Consider the following 20,015-nt stretch of genomic DNA (forward strand, 5'->3'; position numbering starts at 1 on the left):
GCCTGGTCGAACGGTCAAACCGAGGGCCAGATCACCCGGCTCAAGCTCGTCAAACGCCAAATGTACGGCCGCGGCAAGATCGATCTTCTCCAAGCCCGTCTGATCGGCGCGCAATGACCCAAAGCGTCAGCAGAACTGCGTCAGACCCACCGCTACACGCGCGTCAACGATCGGACGGTGATTGTCGAGCCGAGAACCCGCAAGATCATCCAGATTATCGAATAGGTCTGCTCTGACCCCGTGCTTACCGGCACGGGGTCAGAGCTCTCAAAAATAGAACGACCGCTAGTGGGCTTATTGCTCGTTTTAATCTACTGCCTCGATGGTGCAGGCGTCGCCTGTGCAATTTAGCCGAAAGGTGGTAACGTCGGCGTTTAAGCCGGACTTTTGGGCGGCTCCTTCGGACGGCTACCCGGAATGGCTAACACCCTCACCCTCTGACTTCGGCAGCACCGCCGCTACAGCAGTCATACATGCATAGCCGTCAACGAAGGCGCGGACATCCCGCCGCCATTCGTCGCTGGACTGCTCCCAAGTACACCGCCGCTTCTCGCCACGCCGGAAAGAAGCCCAAGGACGTTGCGCCGACGGCGACTCCCGAACAATGCCCATCCCAACTGACCCAACGAAAAAGGCCGATGCTGCCACGAAAGTGTTGCGCGAGGGCGTACTTCACCGGGACCAGGGCGCCGACAAGGCTATCGATGCATTACCCGATCGGACGCGCAGCACGGGTAAGTCGCAACGCTAGCGAAGTAACGCCCGGCTCAAGTCCCATTGGTACCGATCATCCCAACGCGATCATTCTGGAACCGGCGCGCGACTTTGCCGAGCTGCTGCTTGTCCTAGGCGTCGAAGCGCGCACCATTCGATCCCTTGCCATTGTGGCCGAGGTGATCCACGGCGCCCCCTGTCGCTTCACCGATCCCGCGCGGTTTTCCCTCGCCCACGGTTGCAAGGATCGTTAGACTTTAGCCGTTCCGATCAAGGTCTACATCAGACAATCTCCGTGCATTGGTCTGCCGTCGAGAAAGCCAAACTTGGACAGGACGACCGCTTGGCAGTGTTTGCGCGGCTGGATCAAGAGAGCCGAAGACTGGAACGGTCAGCCTCAGGGCTCACGCTGGGAGAATTCATCAGCGGGGAGAGACGACATTCGCAGTATGGCGCGCGCAGCGTCATTGGCTGGGGGCTGACACCGCTAACGGCGAGAAAAAACTCGTGAATGACTAATGAGGGCTCCAACAGCGCTCGGCATTTCCGGGTTTTGATGTTCTCAGAGAGGCTCTGACGCTCCGGCGTCCGCCCAGGATCCGCGATTGACGGATTGGGAGGAACCAATGCGCCAGGATTTTTGTTCTCTGCCGAACTGGGGGGTGTTCCAGCCGCTGCCGCGACAGCAAGGGACATCACATGCAAAGCCACAGTGATCACGCGATCAGGTCGATGGTCGTCAACGGCGAGATGCGTAAGCTGAGGCTGGATGTGCGCACCTCGCTGCTCGACGCGCTTCGCGAACATCTCCACCTCACCGGGACCAAGAAGGGCTGCGACCACGGCCAGTGCGGCGCCTGCACGGTGATTGTGGAGGGTCGCCGGATCAATTCCTGCCTGACGCTGGCGGTGATGCACGAGGGTGACCGCGTGACGACCATTGAGGGGCTGGGCACGCCGGAGAAGCTACATCCGATGCAGGCCGCCTTCGTGAAGCATGATGGCTACCAATGCGGTTATTGCACCCCCGGCCAGATCTGCTCGGCCGTGGCGGTGGTCGATGAGATCAATGCCGGAATTCCGAGCCATGTCAGCGCGGATCTGATGGCGCAGCCGCAGCTGACTGCAATGGAGCTCCGGGAGCGCATGAGCGGCAACATCTGCCGCTGCGCTGCCTATCCCAACATCATCGATGCCATCAGCGAGGTGGCGGGGAGGAAGGCATGAGGTCCTTCACCTACGAACGTGCAGATTCGCCAGCCGAAGCTGTGGCCGCGGCCCAAACGGAGGGCGCCAGATTCATAGCTGGCGGCACCAACCTGCTCGATCTCATGAAGCTCGAGATTGAAACGCCCGCGCATCTCATTGACGTGAACCGCCTCGACTTCGACAGGATCGAAGCGACGCCAGACGGCGGCTTGCGGATCGGTGCGCTGGTCAGAAACACCGATCTTGCGGCGGATGAGCGTGTGCGGCGCGACTATCCGCTGCTCTCTCGCGCCCTTCTCGCCGGCGCCTCGGGCCAATTGCGCAACAAGGCGACAACCGCAGGCAACCTGCTCCAGCGCACGCGCTGCCCCTATTTCTACGACACCAACCAGCCCTGCAACAAACGCCAGCCCGGCAGCGGCTGCTCCGCCATGGGCGGCTTCACGCGCAATCACGCGATCCTGGGTGCCAGCGACGCCTGCATCGCGACCCATCCGAGCGACATGGCCGTGGCCATGCGCGCGCTCGACGCGACGGTGGAGACGCTGCGCGGGGACGGCGGGACGCGGAGCATTCCGATCGCAGAGTTCTACCGGTTACCCGGCGACACGCCACAGATCGAGACCGCCCTTTTGCCCGGAGAACTGATCACGGCGGTGACATTGCCGAAGCCAGTCGGCGGCCAGCAGATCTATCGAAAGGTTCGCGATCGCGCCTCCTATGCCTTCGCGCTGGTTTCGGTCGGCGCGATTGTCCAAAGGGACGGAAGTGGGCGCGTGGCCCTTGGCGGCGTGGCGCATAAGCCTTGGCGCGTCGAGGTCGCGGAAGCCGCGTTGCCGCGCGGCGCGAAAGCTGCCGCCGCGCAGCTTCTCGCCGGCGCTAACCCGACCCAGCAGAACGCATTCAAGCTACCGCTGATTGAGCGCACCCTCGGTGCGGTTCTCTCAGAGGCGAGAGGATGAGCCATGAGGTTCGATAGCCCCGCGACCACCAACCCGATCGACCAACTCAAGGTGATTGGCCAGCCGACCAGCCGGATCGACGGCCCGCTCAAGACCACCGGCACGGCGCCCTACGCCTATGAACGCCACGATGTCGTGCCGAACCAAGCCTATGGCTATGTCGTGGGCGCAGCGATCGCGAAAGGGCGGATCGCCGCGATCGACCTCGAGAAGGCGCAGGCCGCGCCCGGCGTGCTCGCGATCGTCACGGCGGAGAATTCGGTCAAGCTCGGCAAGGGCGGTCGGAACACCGCGGCCCTGCTCGGCGGCCCCGCCATCGAACATTACCACCAGGCGGTTGCCCTGGTCGTCGCGGAGACATTCGAACAGGCGCGCGCCGCCGCCGGCCTCGTCCAGGTGGACTATGCGCGGACCGATGGCGCCTTCGATCTCGCGGCGGTCAAGAATTCGGCCGGGACGCCCAAAGCGGGCTTCGGCGGACCGCCTGATACCTGCGTCGGCGATTTTTCCGGTGCGTTTGCCGCGGCGCCCATCCAGCTCGATGAAATCTACACGACGCCCGATCAATCGCACGCGATGATGGAGCCTCATGCATCGATCGCGGCCTGGGACGGGGACAAGCTCACCGTTTGGACGTCCAATCAGATGATCGCTTGGGCGGCCGGCGATCTCGCGAAGACGCTCGGCATTGCCAGAGACAAAGTCCGTGTCATGTCGCCGTTCATCGGCGGTGGCTTCGGCGGCAAGTTGTTCCTGCGCGCCGATGTGTTGCTCGCGGCCCTCGGTGCCCGCGCGGCCGGACGACCGGTTAAGGTCGCCCTGACACGCCCGCTCTTGGCCAACAATACGACGCACCGGCCGGCGACGATCCAGCGCATCCGGATCGGCACGACGCGCGAGGGCAAGATCACCGCGATCAGCCATGAGAGCTGGTCCGGCGACCTGCCGGATGGCGGCCCTGAAGAAGCCGTGAACCAGACGCGCCTGCTGTATGCCGGGGCTAATCGCATAACTTCGACACGGCTGGCCGTGCTCGACCTCCCTGAGGGAAACGCGATGCGTGCGCCGGGCGAGGCTTCGGGCATGATGGCATTGGAAATCGCGATCGACGAAATGGCAGAGAAGCTGGGGTTGGACCCGGTGGAGTTCCGCATCCTCAACGACACGCAGGTCGATCCGGAACACCCGAAGCGCCCGTTCTCGCAGCGCCACTTGGTGGAATGCCTGCGCACCGGCGTCGAGCGCTTCGGCTGGAGCAAGCGTCAGGCGCAGCCCGGACGTCAGCGCGATGGTCGACTTCTGGTCGGAATGGGCGTCGCCGCCGCGTTTCGCAACAACCTGCTGACGAAGTCGGCGGCACGCGTCCGGCTCGACGGTCGCGGTACCGTGACGGTCGAGACCGACATGACGGATATCGGCACCGGCAGCTACACCATCATCGCCCAGACCGCGGCCGAGATGATGGGTTTGCCCATCGAGCAGGTGACAGTCCACCTCGGCGACTCGACCTTCCCGGTCTCCTGCGGCTCGGGCGGTCAATGGGGCGGCAACAATTCGACCGCCGGCGTCTATGCCGCCTGCCTCAAGCTGCGCGAAGCGGTGGCCCAGAAACTCGGCTTCAACTCCGCCGAAGCCGCTTTCATCGACGGTGAGGTCCGCTCCGGCAATCGCAGCGTGTCGCTTGGCGAGGCGGCCGGCGCAGACGGGCTCGTTGCCGAGGACGGCATCGAATATGGTGATCTCGACAAGAAGTACCAGCAATCGACCTTCGGCGCGCATTTCGTCGAGATCGGCGTCGATGCCGCGACCGGGGAGACCCGAGTTCGACGCATGCTCGCGGTCTGTGCCTGCGGCCGCATCCTGAACCCGAAGACCGCGCGCAGTCAGTTGATCGGCGCGATGACCATGGGCGTCGGCGCCGCCCTCACGGAAGAGCTGGTCGTCGACAAGCGCGCCGGCTTTTTCGTCAACCACGACCTAGCAAGCTACGAGGTTCCCGTCCATGCCGACATTCCGCACCAGGAGGTGATCTTCGTCGACGAAGCGGACCCGATCTCGTCACCGATGAAGGCCAAGGGCGTTGCCGAGCTGGGGATCTGTGGAGTCGCGGCGGCGGTCGCAAATGGGATCTACAATGCCACGGGCGTGCGTGTGCGGGACTATCCTATCACGCTGGACAAGCTCATCGATCGGCTACCGGCGATGCCGTGAACGCGTGGATGGGTTGTCGATCGGCTCCCCCGAACCATCTCAGTTCAGCTTCGTTCATGCTGCGTGAGGTCAGTTGGGCGCTATGAAGCGTTTGCGTCTTTCGGCTTTCGGATTTGATCGGCTGATAGCGAAGCTCATTGCCAGGAACAGTTCGCCGCGGGTCCAGCGGCCGTTGCAAATGTCGACCCGCGTTGCGGATGAGAACTTCTTGGTTCCGGCCGTCTCGACGACGATCGACAAATAGTCCGCATCGAAGGAAAGCCTCGGCAGCACGATGCTCCTGGCGAGGGCCAGCCAGTCGACCTTTACGACGAACAGTGTTGCGACATATGCCAAGAGGACCAGCGACAGCCATTTCAGCACCGCAACGCTTGGCCGATGCAAAGCCGATCCCGGTCGCGCCGCCCGTTATGACTGCCGTCTTGCCGTCAAGCCCGCTCATTTGGTCATCCTCTCGTCGAACTGCACCCGCGGCGGCTTCAGTTCGTGACGAACGACAGAATGTCCGGGTTCAGCACTCGGGGCTCAATTGCGCCAGAACCGAACCTTGGCTCTTGCCCGAAAGCGGACTTACCAGCGCAGAGCGACAGCCAACTGCCGCTTTCGTTCAGCGCCAGTAGCGGAAGTTGGCACCCCTCCAGGAAGCAGACATTGCGCGCTGGAGGGGGCCGGTGACTCATAATCCCTAGAAGGAGTCGCATGGCATAAGCTTCCGCCACCACCGCAAGCAGCACGGGTGCTCCCCACTCAGCCATATGATGGAATCACGCTTGAGCGCGCTGCCTGGAACGGAGAGGCGCTCCCATTCCAAAGGACCGCCTGAACAACGCTGTAAAGGCGCCACCGAAGCTTGCCCGATCCGCAATGCGGTGACGGCTTGAGACGGAGAAGAGCTTGATCAGCATTCTTATGCGTTCTGCATCGGGCAATTCGAACGAGATGATTGCGGCTTGATCCGATACAGCCTCGACCTTTGCGCTCACGAAACCGACATCGGCGATCAGGATCGTCATCGCCCTGGACGCGCATATTTTGGCGGCGTTAGCCAGGTCAAACGCCGCTGAATTTAACGACAAGTCGGTCAGACGGCAATTCCAGGGAAGATTGTCGTCGGCGAGAACGACCGCGCTTTCGTTCACGTCGAAACGCTCCTCCCGCCGCGGCCGCTCGAAACAGACGACAAAGGCGACGAATGTCATCGTCATCGCTACGCTGGCCCAGAGCAGATTGAACAGGTCGAGCGAAGAGACTTCCGATGAGGCTTCCGGCGAGATCAGGTACCAAACGATGCCCCCGGCCGAGAGCAGGCTGATCGAGCCGAAGGTCAGCGCCATCTTGAAACGCAGCTGGGACGAGGACCGGTCTCCACCTTTATCCGTAACCTTGAACGGGCGGCCGAAGGGGCGGATGAGCGCCGATAACAGCGTCAGCGTGACCGCTGGCGCCGGCAACAGGTGTGTCACCTCCATGAACAGAGGCAGTGTCCTTCGCGCCGAGATCCAGCCGCCATGGATCCAGAGAGCCAGCAGCGCCGGGAGGCCATAACGCAGAAAGCCCAGATAGTCCGCATAATAGGCCGGTAGGCCGAAAAGCCAGTATAGTGAGGGCGCGATCAGCATCAGGACCAGGAACGGCTTGCAGAGCCAGTTTAGGATGCCGTGGACGTAGTGCAAGCGCTGCACGAACGAATAGCCCCGGCCGCGAAGCGGCCCGTCCGGAAGCAGCGCAACCTGCATCGTGCCAAGGCACCATCGCGTTCGCTGTGTGATATATTCAGGAAGCCCCTCAGCGGAGAGGCCGATGCTCAGCAGCTCGTTGAGCCAATGCGTCTCGTAGCCACGACGCATCAGTGTATATGTGAGATTGATATCCTCGCAGATCGCGCTGTCCGGGAATCCCCCGATTTCGTTCAGGAGGTCCCGGCGAACGACGAAAGAGGTTCCGACGCAGAAGGCGGCGCCCCATGCGTCCTTGGCCGGCTGAAATACATCGAAGAAGATGCGCTGGTCGTCGACCCAACTATCCGCCGCCATGAGGTTATGCTGGATCGGATCGGCATTGTAGAAGAACTGCGGGGTCTGAACGATGCCTGTTCTGGGATTGCCGAAAAGGCCGACCATCCGGCGCAGAATATTGCGTTTCGGCGCGAAATCGGCGTCCAGCACGAGGATTAGCGGAGCGTTGGTCTCTGAGGCCGTGTGACCCAGCGCGTTGTTGAGATTGCCGGCCTTGGCGCCCTTGTTGTCGGCGCGCGTGATGTAGCGGGCGCCGACCTTCTCGCAATACTCCTTCAGCCAGGCGCGCCGGGTGTCGTCGAGAACCCAGACAGCAAAGTTGGGATAGTCGATGGCCAATGCCGGAATGATGGATTTTTCCAGCACGTCGAGCGGCTCGTTGTAGGTGCAGATGAAAACATCGACCTTGGGCCAGCAATTTCGGTCCGCGAGAATGCTCTCGCAGAGATCCGCATCGCCGGAACGGTCGCGCCAGCGCAGGAGAATGATGATCGACAAAAGGGTGTAGGTGATAGCGACAGCCTCGAAGCCGAAGAACACATGTGTCCAGAGGCTGCCGATACTCCACTCGAACGGCGGGAGCGTTTCCTGCCAACGCCAAGCTGCGTAGCAGATGATGATTGCTGCGGCGCAGGCGCCGAAAAGCGCCCGCCCCATTGCGCTCTCGCGTGACAACAGCCGCGACAGCAGGAGCAGGGTCACGAATATCCCCATGTCGAAGGCGAGAACGGTGCTGAGATCCTGAGGTTGCGGAAACATGCTAATCCACCTTCTTCCCGGTGAAGGGATTGAGGCCGGTCCGCGCGAGGATGGCCCAAGCCGTTGCTCCGAGATGCGGGCGATGAAAATAGAAGAAATCGGCTTCCTTACTCGTGTCGCCGATCGCGAGGCCGGTTGAAATCCGCGCTCGATCAGTCGCGTAGAGCAGGCCGGAAGGCGCTCGGAAACGTTCGATCACCGCGAGCAGGCGATCGGCCTCCGGACGATTGCCTGCGCGGCGTTCGACCAGAGCCGCTTGAGCGGTTCCTTCCGTCCACAAGCCGTCCTGATCGCCGTTGAAATCGTAGCCACCCGCCACAGCGAGGACGCCAGCCGCGCCGCGTTCCGATTGGGCGCGTCCTTGAAGATCGCGACCGGGGCGGTGGCGAGCGGCATGCCTTCGCTGGGATAAACCCAGACGATCCCCGCCTTTACCGCATCGGGGTCGAAGGCGCGGAAGTGGTCGACGGTGGCGCCGACCAGCGCCTCACCGCGCACCAACATGTCGATAAGCTGGGCCCGCGGTGGAGACGATGAAGGGCTCCTGCTGGCCCCAGCGCCGCATGAAGTCGGCGCCGAGCCGCTTCTCCAGCAGGTACATCTGGTTGAAGCTCGTGCCTGCCGCCGAATCCTGGATGCGAGCTTGCGGCTTGAGTTCCCGGTTGAGCAGGTCGGCACAGGCCTTGGGCGCCTTCTCCGGGGGAGAATGTTGCGGTTATAGGCCCTGATGACGCCAACGATCCGGCGATCGCCCATTGGTCGCGATCGGAGGCTTCCGGCGGAGCCACCAAGACGAGAGCCATATGGGACGGTCGCCAAGTTCGAGGATCTCTATGGCAACATCTGGGACCTCATCGAACCGGGCGTATCTGACTGATCCGAGACGTCGACATAAAGTGGACCCTCCGTCGGCTTCCAGCCCGCTGCGGACGAGTTGCGCCAATTGCCGTTGGCGTTCGGCAGGAACTGGCGCTCTGATCTTAGGTGCTGCCGGGCGTCGACTCTCGACCCATAGCTGACGCCGGCGTTAGACCAGCTGTAGACCGACGCCTTATCCGCATCTCTCGCAGGCCCTTGAACGAGGCATGCCGCAGCTTGCCGTCCGTCCAGGCACGGAAGGCTACTCCGCTATTAACTCGATCTTGAGCCAAACGGCTTTCTTCATTCGCGCGGTCTCCGTCGCGGCCGGCTCGTCGGTGACGAGCTAAGCCACATGATTATGCAGGCCGCACCACCTGCTGCGGTTCCCTGCTTTTTGGAACCGTTCGAAGAAAAGTTGGTTTTGTGAGCGCTGTCTCATCCAACCTTCGGACGACCATGATCGCGAAATCATTCATCATCAGCCTGACGGCACTAGGAGCCAGCATTGGCGCGGCGCAGGCGACCCACATCGACAACAAAGCGCTCACGCCGGTGGCAGGGCTAGAATTGGGCGAGCGGCTCAGTAAATCCAGAGCACCGGCGGATGTGGTGGTGGCTCCGCAAGCCGAAGCAATGACGGCTGACGCGGATGCCCAACCCGTGCGCGCCGAGCGCAAGGTCCGCGTTGTTTACCCGCTTCCCCGCTGAGTGCTGCCTCGTAAGTACTTATTGGAACTAATAGCGTTCCAACCTGTTGTGAGCGCGGTGACACTCTCTTCTTTATGGAGATTCTAATGTTCAAGCGTCTTGCCATCGTCTCCGTTCTTGCCATCGCTCCGACGCTCGCTCTCGCCCAGTCCAACTCCGGCGCCGCCGGCGGTGCGGTTTCGGGCGGCGCCACCGGCGCCGTTGGCGGAGCCATTGTGGGTGGCCCGGTCGGCGCCGCCGTGGGTGGCGTGGTCGGCGCCACCGCTGGTGCCATCATCGGTGACGCCGCCACGCCGAAGTTCCGCACGTACGTGACCGAACAACGCGTTCCCTCCTACAGCTACAAGGAGGAGGTCGCCGTTGGAGTAGCGCTGCCGGAGGAAGGCGTGGTCTATCGCGAGGTTCCGGCTGAATACGGTGCCCGCGAGTACCGCTACACCGTGGTCAACGGAAAGACCGTCCTGGTCGAGCCGAAAACCCGCAAGATTGTCCAGATTATCAATTGATACGATCGGGGGCCGAATATCTCGGCCTCCTTTTTCGAATCCATTTTCAAGGGGCAATCCTGGCAGATGGATCCGGATCGGGAGCCACCGACCTTCTAGGCATTATCATTGGTTACTTGTTATCGGCATCGGCTTCTTTTTCTTCAGCGGCGGCTTCGGCGGTGGAAAACGCATCGATGTGAATGTGAAGACGCCAGCCGTCGCGACGAAGTGACTCATCATCGTCATCAGCGAAGCCGGCCGTTGGGCCGGCTTCTGCATGTCGGGCGCCTCTTAGCGGCCGCTTCCGAAAGCCGGCGACCGACCCGTTGCAGACATTGACGCTCCGGTGAACGATGGTCCGCGAGACGGGTAATCGCTGGTCGTCATTCCATCAAATGACATAGACATTGCCTGGGCCATGGCGCCTTTATGTGACTGCAGTTATCTCCATGCCGCTTTTGGAAATGACCGCTGGCGGCGCGCATTGACGCCGCGCGGATGAGCCGGCAGCCCCCCTTTCGAGGATGAAGCGCCGTCGCCCTCCGGATCTCCAGCGTGACATGCATGCATGTCCGCCCCTGGTCTTAGTTGTGCCAAGAGCCGATGCCAGAAGCGCCCGATTGCACCGGCTGCACGGAATGGGGGGCTGACCACAGGTGGCGAACGAAGGTGACCGGCGCGAGCCGGCTGTCGACGCGCTGGCGACGTCAGCGCAGGAGCTGGCTTCTCGCCCCGCCACCGAGGATCGCAAGGGCGGTGCCTCGGCTCACGGGCCGGCCTCTGAAACCAGCGATGACGCGTCTCGCCAACCCGGGACGGCCCGGCCTGCGGGTGCCGGCTCGTTCCTGAGGAGGTTGGCATATGCCGGGCTGGCGCTCTGCCCGGCTGGCCTCATCGGCCTTTGCGGCGTCGTCGCCTACTACGCCTTGCAGCTGCCTCCGCTCAGTCAGCTCACGGTGCCGAAAAGGCCCCCGAACATCGCCATCCTGGCGCATGACGGCTCGTTTCTGGCCAATCGCGGCGAGACGGGCGGCCGCGAGGTCTCCCTCGGAGAGCTGCCGCCCTCCCTGCCCAAGGCTTTTGTCGCGATCGAGGACCGGCGCTTCTACGATCATTGGGGCATCGACCTGATGGGCCTCCTCCGTGCAGCCCACCGCAACCTGACCCATGACGGCGGCCTCCAGGGCGGCTCGACGCTGACCCAACAGCTCGCGAAAAACCTGTTCCTGACCCAGGAGCGCACGGTCTCGCGCAAGATCCAGGAAGCGATCCTGTCGCTCTGGCTGGAGCGTAGCTACAGCAAGGACCAGATTCTCGAACTCTATCTCAACCGGGTCTATTTCGGGGCCGGTGCCTATGGTGTCGAGGCCGCGGCCCAGCGCTACTTCGGCAAGTCGGCCCGCAACGTGTCGTTGTCGGAAGCCGTCCTGCTGGCTGGCCTCGTCCAGTCGCCGTCGCGCCTGGCCCCCAGCCGCAACCGCGAGGCCGCTCAGGCCCGCGCCGAACGCGTGATCGCGGCGATGAAGGAGCTCGGCTTCATCACGCCCAACATGGCCCTGACGGCCCTTGGTGCACCGGCCGAGCTCATGCGTCCAAAAGGAGCCGGCTCCGCCAATTATGCAGCTGACTACGTGATGGATGTGATCGACGACGTCGTCGGCACCATCGACACCGACGTCGTGGTCTCGACCACTCTCGAGCCATCCTTGCAGGCGGCGGCCGAGCGGGTGCTGGTCGACGAGCTCAACGCCAAGGGCCAAAAGTTCAATGTGAGCCAGGGCGCCTTCGTGGCGATGCGGCCGGACGGGGCCGTGACAGCGCTCGTGGGTGGCCGCGACTACGAGGCGAGCCAATTCAATCGGGCAACCTCCGCCCGCCGCCAGCCGGGCTCGTCCTTCAAGCCTTTTGTCTATCTGACGGCCCTTGAACGAGGGCTGCGCCCCGACACCGTGCGCTCGGATTCACCGGTCAGCATCAATGGCTGGAAGCCGGAAAATTATGACCGGGGCTATCGGGGGCCAATAACCTTACGCAAGGCTCTCGCGCTTTCCCTCAACACGGTGGCGGTAAAGCTCAATATGGAGGTCGGTCCCAAGGCGGTCGTCCAAACGGCGCAGCGCCTCGGCATCACCTCGCCGCTCCAGGCCGCCCCCTCGATCGCGCTCGGCACCTCCGAAGTCACGCCGCTCGAGCTCGTCGGCGCCTATGCCACCTTCGCCAACGGGGGCTTCGCGGCTGTGCCCTACGTGATCACCGAGGTGAAGACCGCGGATGGCAAACTCGTCTTCAGCCGCCCGGCTTCTGGCGATCTGGAGCAAATCATCGATCCAAGCACTGATGCCATGATGAACGAGATGATGCATAACATTTTCGTCATCGGCACGGCCCAAAGGGCGCGGATGCCGGGCTGGCCGATGGCTGGGAAGACCGGCACCACCAACGACTACAAGGACGCGTGGTTCGTGGGTTATACCGGCAATCTGGTTGCCGGCGTCTGGTTGGGCAACGACGACAGCACGCCCACCAAGGGCGTATCTGGCGGCAACCTGCCGACCGACATCTGGCACAATTTCATGAAGATCGCCCTCAAGGACCAGAAGCCGGTCACCCTGGCGGGCGTGGCCGGTGCCGGACAGGATCCGCGCTACGCCAATGCCGGCGAAAGCGGCCGGGGCCAACCGCGGCAGCGCGCCAAGCGCCAGAAGAACTTCTTCGAGAGGCTGTTCGGGCTCTGAGGCTCAGTCATCCAGCCCAGAGCCAAGCTCATTGTTTTCCCGGGCCGCGTCTAGATCATCCATGAGCCAGCTCTGAGGCCCAGACCGTGTCCCTGGACGTTCACCAAAGCGGCCTCGCTACGCTTGGAGATGGCGGGGCGCGTTTTCCGTGATGAGGCCTCGGCAGCGAGTTGCGCGGGAACCGGCGCAGCTTGGTGGTGTTCTAAGGTCGCTTGCCTATCGCGGCCGGCCGCCATTCCGGGGGATTCAGCCTTGTCCGCACCGTCTCGCCGCGCGCTTCTCGCTCTGCTCTCCAGCGCGGGCCTGCTGGCGCACCGCTCCGTATGGGCGCAGGCGCCGGCGGGGCCTGCAAAGAGCTTCGGCTACGGCGACGTCGTGGAGCGCGCGACGGCGCTGGCTAAACAGCCCTTCGATGCCGAAAGCGCCAAGATCCCGGACGAACTGTCGAGGCTGACCTATGACAGCTATCGGGAAATCCGGTTTCGGCGCGACAAGGCCTTCTGGCGCGACGGCGGATCGGATTTCCGTCTCCTGCCGTTCCATCTCGGCTTTCTGCACAACAAGCCGGTCCAGGTTCACATCATCAACCACGGCAACGCGATCCCGATCCCGTTCACGACCGGCCTGTTCGAATACGGCAAGGTCCCCATTCCCAAGGGGCTCTCGCCGGCGCTGGGTTTCGCGGGTTTCGCCGTGACCACCAACCTGAACGACCCCAAGGTGCAGGACGAGGTCATCTCCTTCCTGGGCGCTAGCTATTTCCGGTTGATCGGGCGGGGCCACCGCTACGGGCTTTCGGCGCGCTCGCTGGCCTTGGATGTCGGAGGCAACGGCCCCGAGGAATTCCCTTTCATGCGCGCGCTCTGGGTGGAGGAGCCATCGCGCGAGACGACCGAGCTCGTCATTTACGCCCTGCTCGATTCCCCGTCCGTCGCGGGAGCCTATCGCTATGTCGTCAGCCCGGGCCGCGAAACCTATATGGACGTCACCGCGACGATCATCCCGCGCCGGGAAATCGAGCGGATCGGCATCGCGCCGCTGACGTCGATGTTCCAGGCCGGCGAAGGCGATCTTGGCCAGCGGACCGATTTCCGCCCCGAAATTCATGATTCCGACGGGCTGATGATGGTGTCCGGCAATGGAGAATGGATCTGGCGCCCGATCCGCAACCCGAAGGCGCTTCGCATATCGAGCTTCGGCGACAAGAACCCGCGCGGCTTCGGCCTTATGCAGCGGGACCGCGACTTCGGCAGCTATCAGGACCTTGAAGCGCGCTACGATGCGCGGCCCGGCTATTGGGTCCAGCCCCAGGGCGATTGGGGCGAAGGCCGGATCGACTTGATCGAGATCCCGACCGTGAACGAAGCATTCGACAACATCGTCGCCTGCTGGACGCCCCACACGCCCCTGCCAAGCGGACAGGCCAGCGAGTTCCGCTACCGCATATCGGCGGTATCGACGACCTGGCACCTGCACCCCTATGCACAGGCACAGCACACCTTCAACGGCTCGGATATCGAGGATGGCGTCGCCGAGGGCAGCGGAACGAAACGCTTCATAGTCGATTTCGCCGGGGGCGACCTCGCCTATTACCAAAGCCAGCCTGACCGCGTGGAGTTGGTCGCCACCACGACGGCCGGTACGATCACGTCCAAGATCCTGGCCTTCCATGCGCCGCTTAAAGGCGTGCGCGCCATCGTCGATGCGACACTACCCGACGGCCAATCGGCCGAGCTTCGCATGTTCCTGAAGTCACGCAATCGCACCTTGAGCGAGACCTGGACGGCAACATGGTCTGTGCCGACCGGCGATTCCGCAAAGCCAGCGCCTTCGAAGGATGAGTCAGCGCGCAAGTGACGCCTCTCTCACTGCAGTCCCGCATGCCCATGAAGCTCCGAAGACATCCTCTCCTGATCGCTCTCCTCTCGGCAACCACGGGAGTCCTGGGGTGCCTCCTGATCGGCAACCTGCTGCCCGAGCCGCACGAACTCAAGCAGCCGATTCCGCATCATCTTGCCTCGTCGGATCGCCAGCTTAGGACGTCGATGGGCGCCCTGTTCGGGTCAAATTTCATTCCCGGGAACAGGATCGAGACGCTCGCCAACGGCAATCAGATCTTTCCGGCGATGCTGCGCGCCATCCGCGGGGCGCGGCAGACGATCAGCTTCGAGACCTATATCTACTGGCGAGGCGCCATAGCCGAGGAGTTCGCCGATGCGCTTTCGGCGAAGGCCCGGGAGGGTCTGAGCGTGAAAGTGCTGCTCGACTGGATCGGCAGTCTGCCGATGGACGAGCAACTTATCGAGCGGATGCAGGCTTCGGGGGTCGAAGTCGTGCGCTTCCGCCCGGTCACCTGGTACACGATCGACCGGGTCAATAACCGCACACATCGGAAGCTGCTGATCGTCGACGGGCGCGTGGGCTTTACCGGCGGCGTCGGCATCGCGGATGAATGGATCGGCGATGCTCGCACGCCTAACGAGTGGCGCGACAACCATTATCGGGTCGAGGGACCGGCCGCGGCGGAATTTCAGTCAGCTTTCGCCGAGCACTGGATCGAGGCGACGGGCGAACTGCTGCTTGGCGACCGCTTCTTCCCGGAGATCGCCCCGGCCGGTGACCATGCCGCGCAGGTGGTCGTCAGCTCGACCCATCAGCGCAATGTTATGCATCTCATGCTGATGACCGCGATCGCCGCTGCGCAGAAGAGCATCCGCATCGCGACGCCCTATTTCGTGCCCGACGAACTGACCCGCCAGCAGCTTCTCGAGGCCCGCAAGCGCGGCGTCGACATACGGATCATCGTGCCCGGGCCGCGGACCGATGCACGCATCGTCCGGAAGGCATCGCGGCACTTGTGGGGCGATTTGCTTCAGGCCGGCGTGAGGATCAGCGAGTACCAGCCGACCTTCTTCCACTGCAAGTTGGTGATCATCGACGACATCTGGACCTCGGTCGGCTCGACGAATATCGACGACCGCGCCTTGCGCCTTAACGACGAAGCCAACATCAATCTCTTCGATCAGCAATTCGCCGGCGCCCAGACAGCCTTGTTCGACAAGGATGCTGCGGTCTCGAAGCCCTACACCTTTGCGGATTGGCAAAGCCGAACGGCCAGCGAAAAGATTTCGGACTGGGTTTCCAGCCTCGCACGATCGCAGATTTGACATCACCCAAGAGAATCTCAGCGATGAAAATTCTCCGGCCCTTCAGGCATCGAGCAAGCTCGACCATGAAGTTGCGCAGGATTTGTCGAGTGATCGGGGCTTGGCGATCGAGGGGTTGATTGATCGCAGCATGTTAAGGCCTAATGCCGCCGGTCCACAGCACAGGAGAACCCGATGCGATTGGCACTCGCCATCCTCACCCTGGCCCTGACCGGCTGCAACAGCACGCCTGAGGCCACCCATCCGACGCGTGATTACACTGTCGGCACCGCTCAATGTTCGAAATTCAAATTCGGCACGTCCGAGATGGCGCAATGCCTCGATCGCGCTGCAGAGAGCCAGGCCGCAACGGTCGCCGGCGGAAGCGGCACCAACGGTTAAGCCGGGAACATAGCGTTGCAAGGCGGCGTTTGCTCCCGATCACCCGGAGTCGCCCATGAAACGTCAATTCATCGCCGCCGCGGCAGCGCTTTTCAGCGCGCCCGAGCCCATGATGCCGATGAGGCGTGGGAGGCGGTCATGATCGGTGGCGTGAAGAATGTACCGGTGACGATCGCGCAGGAAGGGCGGGACGAAGACGCCTCGGCGTTCGGCTACGGGCTCTCGCTCGCGCGTCAAGCGGACGCCCATCTCACGATCCAGGCACCTGCGGGTCGGTTCCACATCCTCTATGCGAGAACCGATCCTTCGGAAACATGGAAGGCAGAGGCCCAGCGTTTGGCCGCGGCGGGCTCATTGTTTCGCCGGGACACTTTAGAGTGGGTAGCCGGTCGCCCTACCGGCTACCCAGACAGGTGCGAATTCCTCCGAATTCGTCACATACGGTGGGATGAAGAACGCGTAGTAGGCCGCAATCCGCATGTCCCATCTCACACTGCGAAACTGCTCCGCGGCGGCGCTTATTTTACCGCCTTGGGAAATGCCCGACTCAGGAAACGTGAACCTGCTAGGCCATATCGCCAGGGCCGCTCGGCAGCTTTCGAAATTCCAACGCGTGTGCTGCAGACGATCTCGGGAGCATATGATCGGTCAACGATCGAGAACGGGTGGCGCTCCAAACTTAGCCCATCATGAGCGCTTGTTATCCCGAGCGCCTGGGCCAACCGTCCCGGTCCATTACATAGGTTGACCGTGGCACCGCGACGCGCCCGCATTTCAACCAGCCCGACTGTTGGCTCGATGGCCCTGATCAAGACCGCGCCCGCGCCTTCAGCGACGATATTCAAACACCAGTGAAGCCCATAGGATCGATAGACATACGCGTGCCAGGAAGGCCCGAACATCGCCGCATTCCGCAGTGTCGGACCGCGGAAGCTGTGCGATGCAGGATCGTCGGCGAGATAGGCCTCTGTTTCGACGATTATCCCTCCTATCCGATCAACAAGGAGCGCGACGCCAATCAGGCGCGGAGCAAGCTCCAGCGCGTTCAAAGCCTTCAGCTCGGTCAAGCTTCTCAGCTTTTCTCGAATTGTGGTAAAGCGAAGCGTCACTGTTCAGCTTCGAAAAACTCGTGCAGCACTGCAGCCAGCTCAGATTGCACTTCTTCAGCCATATGGTGGCCAGTCCGGATTGACGCACCGCGAATGCGCATAGCCTCTTTTCCACTCGTCGACGATCAGGCGCTCGTCAATTTCCGAGCACACAGCAAGGATGGGAGAGGACTCCCGTTTTCATAGCGAACAGGAGCCGAACCGGCGCTTCGTCTTCCTCGGCAAGGCCGCGATCTATTCGGCCGGCGCGACCTTCATGAACTTCTTCGCTCGCTCAAACCGCTATCTGACCCGCGGCACGCGGCTTATGATCCACGAGCGAAAGTTGCAGCCCAATGTAATCATCGACGGGCCGTTGACCGCTTGCATCGCTAACCTCAATGCCAAACTGAACGAGATCAAGCATTCGATCCCGATTCAGAACGAGGGGCTCCAGAATCTCGTCGCGGGATCGTCCGTGACGATGGAGCAAGTTCTCAAGCTCGCTCCTGAAAATTGGTACATTGAAGCCAATGAGGCACAAAATCTCTGGCTTATCGAGGGGGTGATTTAAGCGCCCCTGGCCCCCCGTACCGTTGCGCCGTTTCGTGTCACGCAAGCATGCGAACTTTCGGTTCACGGTCCCACTGCCGCGTGCGGGCGACGGCGACGAAGTCGCCGTCCCGCGCAGCCAGATCGACGACTCCCGCATCCGCCGTAACGCCCGCCTTGTCGAGGAGAGGTTTCGCCGCAGATGTAAAGCCGATTGCCTTGAGGTGAACGAATGCGTTGGTGACAAAATCGACGGCCGCGCTTTCATTCAAGAGGACTTCACAACCTTCCTCCGATAGCACGAGAGCAACCGCATCGAAGATCACAGAAGGGGAACCAGCGAGTTGGCAATCCGCCTTTAACTTCCCGCCACCCTTCACCGTCACGCCACCGATCTTGGGCGCGACGATCTTGATCGTCCCTCCATCAGCCTCCACAGCGCTCCTGATTACTCCGACCATCGCCTCGTCAGCGCCTTCAGAGACCAGAATGCCCACGACGCGTCCCTTGAGGGTCTCGGGGTATTTTCCGACAATACGGAGGGCGGGCGACGGCTCCATATCCTGTGGCATGATGGCAGGCTTCGAGGGCTGTGGCAGCTCGACGTTCAGTCCCACGGCGACTCGCTGGGCCAGTTCCTCGTCCACATTCCCCAGGTTCGCCAGAATGCGGTTGCGAACGTGGTCGAGCGTCACCTTGGAAAGCTCGAACACCAGTGCGCTGGCGAGATGGGCTTGCTCGATTTCGGTTTGCGACCGATAGAAGAGTCGCGCGTGGCTGTAGTGATCAGCGAAGCTCTCTGAGCGCAGGCGAACCTTATCGCCCGCGAGAGGAACTCTCGCGCTTCTGAAGCCGCCCGCGGGGTCTTCGCGCGGACCGCCGGCCTCACCCGCCTCAGCGAGGCTGTTCGGCTCGTAATTCGCCCGTCCGCTAAACACCTGGGTCTGCATCTGACCGTCGCGCTGGAGGTTCTGGAAGGGGCAGCCTTTCGGCCGGTTGATCGGAATCTGGTGGAAGTTCACCGTGCCGAGTCGCGAGAGCTGGGTGTCCTGGTAGGAAAACAACCTGCCCTGGAGCAGTGGGTCGTCCGAGACGTCGATTCCCGGAGGCATGTTCGTCGGAAGGAAGGCTGCCTGTTCGGTTTCAGCGAAGAAGTTGTCCGGGTTCCGATTCAGTACCATCCGGCCGATTACCCGGATCGGAATCATCTCCTCGGGGATAACTTTCGTGGCATCGAGAATGTCGAACGGCAGGGCATCCGCTTCGTCCTGGCTGAGCAATTGCACACCGAATTCCCACTCCGGGAAATCGCCGTTGGTGATGGCCTCGTGCAGATCGCGGCGGTGATAGTCCGGATCCGCACCCGCGATCTTCACCGCCTCGTCCCAGCAGGTCGACTGCGTGCCGAGCTTGGGCCGCCAGTGGAATTTGACGAAGGTCGGCTCGTCGCGGTCATTGAGTAAACGGAACGTATTGACGCCGAAACCCTCGATCATCCTGAGCGAACGCGGGATGGCTCGATCCGACATCACCCACATGATCATGTGGGTGGATTCTGGCATGAGGCCGACGAAATCCCAGAAGGTGTCGTGCGCGCTCGCAGCTTGCGGATAGCCGCGGTCGGCCTCCATTTTCACTGCGTGGATGAGGTCCGGAAACTTGATGGCATCCTGGATGAAGAAGACTGGGATGTTGTTGCCAACGAGATCCCAGTTGCCTTCCTTCGTGTAGAACTTGACTGCGAACCCCCGGACATCCCGTGGCGTATCGACGGACCCCGCGCCGCCCGCAACCGTCGAAAAGCGGGCGAAGACCTCCGTCTTCTCTCCAACCTCCGTGAGCACCTTCGCCCGTGTGAACTCGGCCAGGGAATCCGTGAGCTCGAAGAAGCCGTGCGCCGCCGATCCGCGAGCATGGACGATACGCTCGGGAATGCGCTCGTGATCGAAGTGCTGGATTTTTTCGCGTAGGACGAAGTCCTCCAGCAGGGTCGGGCCGCGTGGACCGCCTCTCAGAGAATTCTGATTGTCGCTGATCGGCACGCCATGGTTGGTAGTGATACGCGTATCCGGAGCGCTTGTGGTTTGGTGGAGCTCTCCGCCCTCACCGTGTCGAATGTTAGCGCCTGCGGTGTGCCGTCCCTTTGAATTCGCCATAACCGTCTC

At 62.3% G+C, this 20,015-nt stretch carries 16 protein-coding genes and 2 pseudogenes; 12 read left to right on the top strand and 6 right to left on the bottom strand.

Annotated elements, in window-relative coordinates; genetic code table 11:
* Nucleotides 1-135: 135 nt before the first annotated feature.
* The 5 genes and pseudogenes from AC1DDA_RS24500 (at nucleotide 136) to paoC (ending at nucleotide 5,096) form a co-directional block, all read left to right on the top strand.
* The gene (locus AC1DDA_RS24500; protein WP_441514213.1) at nucleotides 136-225 is read left to right on the top strand and encodes a DUF1236 domain-containing protein; all 90 of its coding nucleotides are present in this window, start codon (nucleotides 136-138) and stop codon (nucleotides 223-225) included.
* A 479-nt stretch (nucleotides 226-704) separates the two neighbouring features.
* Nucleotides 705-968: a DUF763 domain-containing protein gene (locus tag AC1DDA_RS24505; protein ID WP_441514183.1), complete on the top strand. Its 264-nt coding sequence runs from the start codon at nucleotides 705-707 to the stop codon at nucleotides 966-968.
* Between the two features lie 475 nt (nucleotides 969-1,443).
* Nucleotides 1,444-1,941: pseudogene (gene paoA / locus AC1DDA_RS24510) on the top strand (aldehyde dehydrogenase iron-sulfur subunit PaoA); the annotation flags it as partial.
* Nucleotides 1,938-2,885, top strand: coding sequence for an FAD binding domain-containing protein (locus AC1DDA_RS24515; RefSeq protein WP_441514181.1), 948 nt, complete (start codon nucleotides 1,938-1,940; stop codon nucleotides 2,883-2,885). The pseudogene paoA and the gene AC1DDA_RS24515, both read left to right, overlap by 4 nt.
* 3 nt (nucleotides 2,886-2,888) lie before the next feature.
* Nucleotides 2,889-5,096 carry an aldehyde oxidoreductase molybdenum-binding subunit PaoC gene (gene paoC, locus AC1DDA_RS24520; protein WP_476797773.1) on the top strand — a complete coding sequence of 736 codons (2,208 nt, stop codon included), beginning with the start codon at nucleotides 2,889-2,891 and terminating at the stop codon, nucleotides 5,094-5,096.
* A 69-nt stretch (nucleotides 5,097-5,165) separates the two neighbouring features.
* Here the strand turns inward: paoC and AC1DDA_RS24525 are convergent, their stop codons facing one another.
* The 3 genes and pseudogenes from AC1DDA_RS24525 to AC1DDA_RS24535 form a co-directional block, all read right to left on the bottom strand.
* Nucleotides 5,166-5,459: a hypothetical protein gene (locus AC1DDA_RS24525; RefSeq protein WP_441514179.1), complete on the bottom strand. Its 294-nt coding sequence runs from the start codon at nucleotides 5,457-5,459 to the stop codon at nucleotides 5,166-5,168.
* A gap of 401 nt (nucleotides 5,460-5,860) precedes the next feature.
* Nucleotides 5,861-7,870 carry a glycosyltransferase family 2 protein gene (locus tag AC1DDA_RS24530; RefSeq protein WP_441514178.1) on the bottom strand — a complete coding sequence of 670 codons (2,010 nt, stop codon included), beginning with the start codon at nucleotides 7,868-7,870 and terminating at the stop codon, nucleotides 5,861-5,863.
* Between the two features lies 1 nt (nucleotide 7,871).
* A pseudogene (locus AC1DDA_RS24535) lies at nucleotides 7,872-8,195 on the bottom strand (hypothetical protein); the annotation flags it as partial.
* A 992-nt stretch (nucleotides 8,196-9,187) separates the two neighbouring features.
* Between AC1DDA_RS24535 and AC1DDA_RS24540 the strand changes: the two are divergent.
* Together AC1DDA_RS24540 and AC1DDA_RS24545 are read left to right on the top strand one after the other, a co-directional pair.
* Nucleotides 9,188-9,439, top strand: a complete 252-nt coding sequence (locus AC1DDA_RS24540; protein WP_441514174.1) for a hypothetical protein — start codon at nucleotides 9,188-9,190, stop codon at nucleotides 9,437-9,439.
* Nucleotides 9,440-9,525: 86 nt separating this feature from the next.
* Nucleotides 9,526-9,945 carry a DUF1236 domain-containing protein gene (locus AC1DDA_RS24545; protein WP_441514173.1) on the top strand — a complete coding sequence of 140 codons (420 nt, stop codon included), beginning with the start codon at nucleotides 9,526-9,528 and terminating at the stop codon, nucleotides 9,943-9,945.
* A gap of 105 nt (nucleotides 9,946-10,050) precedes the next feature.
* On the opposite strand, the gene AC1DDA_RS24550 is transcribed toward AC1DDA_RS24545, so the two are convergent.
* Entirely contained in the window at nucleotides 10,051-10,206 is a 156-nt protein-coding gene (locus AC1DDA_RS24550; protein WP_441514172.1) for a hypothetical protein, read from the bottom strand.
* Nucleotides 10,207-10,583: 377 nt separating this feature from the next.
* Between AC1DDA_RS24550 and AC1DDA_RS24555 the strand changes: the two genes are divergently transcribed.
* The 4 genes from AC1DDA_RS24555 (at nucleotide 10,584) to AC1DDA_RS24570 (ending at nucleotide 16,210) form a co-directional block, all read left to right on the top strand.
* Nucleotides 10,584-12,662, top strand: coding sequence for a transglycosylase domain-containing protein (locus tag AC1DDA_RS24555; protein ID WP_476797774.1), 2,079 nt, complete (start codon nucleotides 10,584-10,586; stop codon nucleotides 12,660-12,662).
* A gap of 252 nt (nucleotides 12,663-12,914) precedes the next feature.
* Nucleotides 12,915-14,519: an OpgD/OpgG family glucan biosynthesis protein gene (locus AC1DDA_RS24560; protein WP_441514170.1), complete on the top strand. Its 1,605-nt coding sequence runs from the start codon at nucleotides 12,915-12,917 to the stop codon at nucleotides 14,517-14,519.
* 23 nt (nucleotides 14,520-14,542) lie between these two features.
* A complete protein-coding gene (locus AC1DDA_RS24565) occupies nucleotides 14,543-15,829 on the top strand; it encodes a phospholipase D-like domain-containing protein (protein WP_476797775.1) in 1,287 nt (428 codons plus the stop codon).
* Between the two features lie 174 nt (nucleotides 15,830-16,003).
* Nucleotides 16,004-16,210 carry a hypothetical protein gene (locus AC1DDA_RS24570; RefSeq protein ID WP_441514168.1) on the top strand — a complete coding sequence of 69 codons (207 nt, stop codon included), beginning with the start codon at nucleotides 16,004-16,006 and terminating at the stop codon, nucleotides 16,208-16,210.
* A gap of 518 nt (nucleotides 16,211-16,728) precedes the next feature.
* Here AC1DDA_RS24570 and AC1DDA_RS24575 read toward each other — a convergent pair.
* Complete coding sequence (locus AC1DDA_RS24575) at nucleotides 16,729-17,277, bottom strand: DNA-3-methyladenine glycosylase (protein ID WP_441514166.1); 549 nt, start codon at nucleotides 17,275-17,277, stop codon at nucleotides 16,729-16,731.
* Nucleotides 17,278-17,479: 202 nt separating this feature from the next.
* Between AC1DDA_RS24575 and AC1DDA_RS24580 the strand changes: the two genes are divergently transcribed.
* On the top strand, nucleotides 17,480-17,872 hold the full coding sequence (locus tag AC1DDA_RS24580; protein ID WP_441514165.1) for a hypothetical protein: 393 nt from the start codon (nucleotides 17,480-17,482) through the stop codon (nucleotides 17,870-17,872).
* Between the two features lie 37 nt (nucleotides 17,873-17,909).
* Here AC1DDA_RS24580 and AC1DDA_RS24585 read toward each other — a convergent pair whose 3' ends face one another.
* Entirely contained in the window at nucleotides 17,910-20,006 is a 2,097-nt protein-coding gene (locus AC1DDA_RS24585; protein ID WP_441514164.1) for a catalase, read from the bottom strand.
* Nucleotides 20,007-20,015: the final 9 nt, after the last annotated feature.

Source organism: Allobosea sp. 10N428 (genome assembly GCF_056394545.1).

Bases quoted from the DNA above. Each gene is read 5' to 3' on its own strand.
- AC1DDA_RS24505 (WP_441514183.1), top strand. From the start codon at position 705: ATGCATTACCCGATCGGACGCGCAGCACGGGTAAGTCGCAACGCTAGC.
- paoC (WP_476797773.1), top strand. From the start codon at position 2,889: ATGAGGTTCGATAGCCCCGCGACCACCAACCCGATCGACCAACTCAAG.
- AC1DDA_RS24580 (WP_441514165.1), top strand. From the start codon at position 17,480: ATGGGAGAGGACTCCCGTTTTCATAGCGAACAGGAGCCGAACCGGCGC.
- AC1DDA_RS24585 (WP_441514164.1), bottom strand. From the start codon at position 20,006: ATGGCGAATTCAAAGGGACGGCACACCGCAGGCGCTAACATTCGACAC.
- AC1DDA_RS24545 (WP_441514173.1), top strand. From the start codon at position 9,526: ATGTTCAAGCGTCTTGCCATCGTCTCCGTTCTTGCCATCGCTCCGACG.
- AC1DDA_RS24540 (WP_441514174.1), top strand. From the start codon at position 9,188: ATGATCGCGAAATCATTCATCATCAGCCTGACGGCACTAGGAGCCAGC.
- AC1DDA_RS24530 (WP_441514178.1), bottom strand. From the start codon at position 7,870: ATGTTTCCGCAACCTCAGGATCTCAGCACCGTTCTCGCCTTCGACATG.
- AC1DDA_RS24515 (WP_441514181.1), top strand. From the start codon at position 1,938: ATGAGGTCCTTCACCTACGAACGTGCAGATTCGCCAGCCGAAGCTGTG.
- AC1DDA_RS24570 (WP_441514168.1), top strand. From the start codon at position 16,004: ATGCGATTGGCACTCGCCATCCTCACCCTGGCCCTGACCGGCTGCAAC.
- AC1DDA_RS24550 (WP_441514172.1), bottom strand. From the start codon at position 10,206: ATGCAGAAGCCGGCCCAACGGCCGGCTTCGCTGATGACGATGATGAGT.
- AC1DDA_RS24565 (WP_476797775.1), top strand. From the start codon at position 14,543: ATGCCCATGAAGCTCCGAAGACATCCTCTCCTGATCGCTCTCCTCTCG.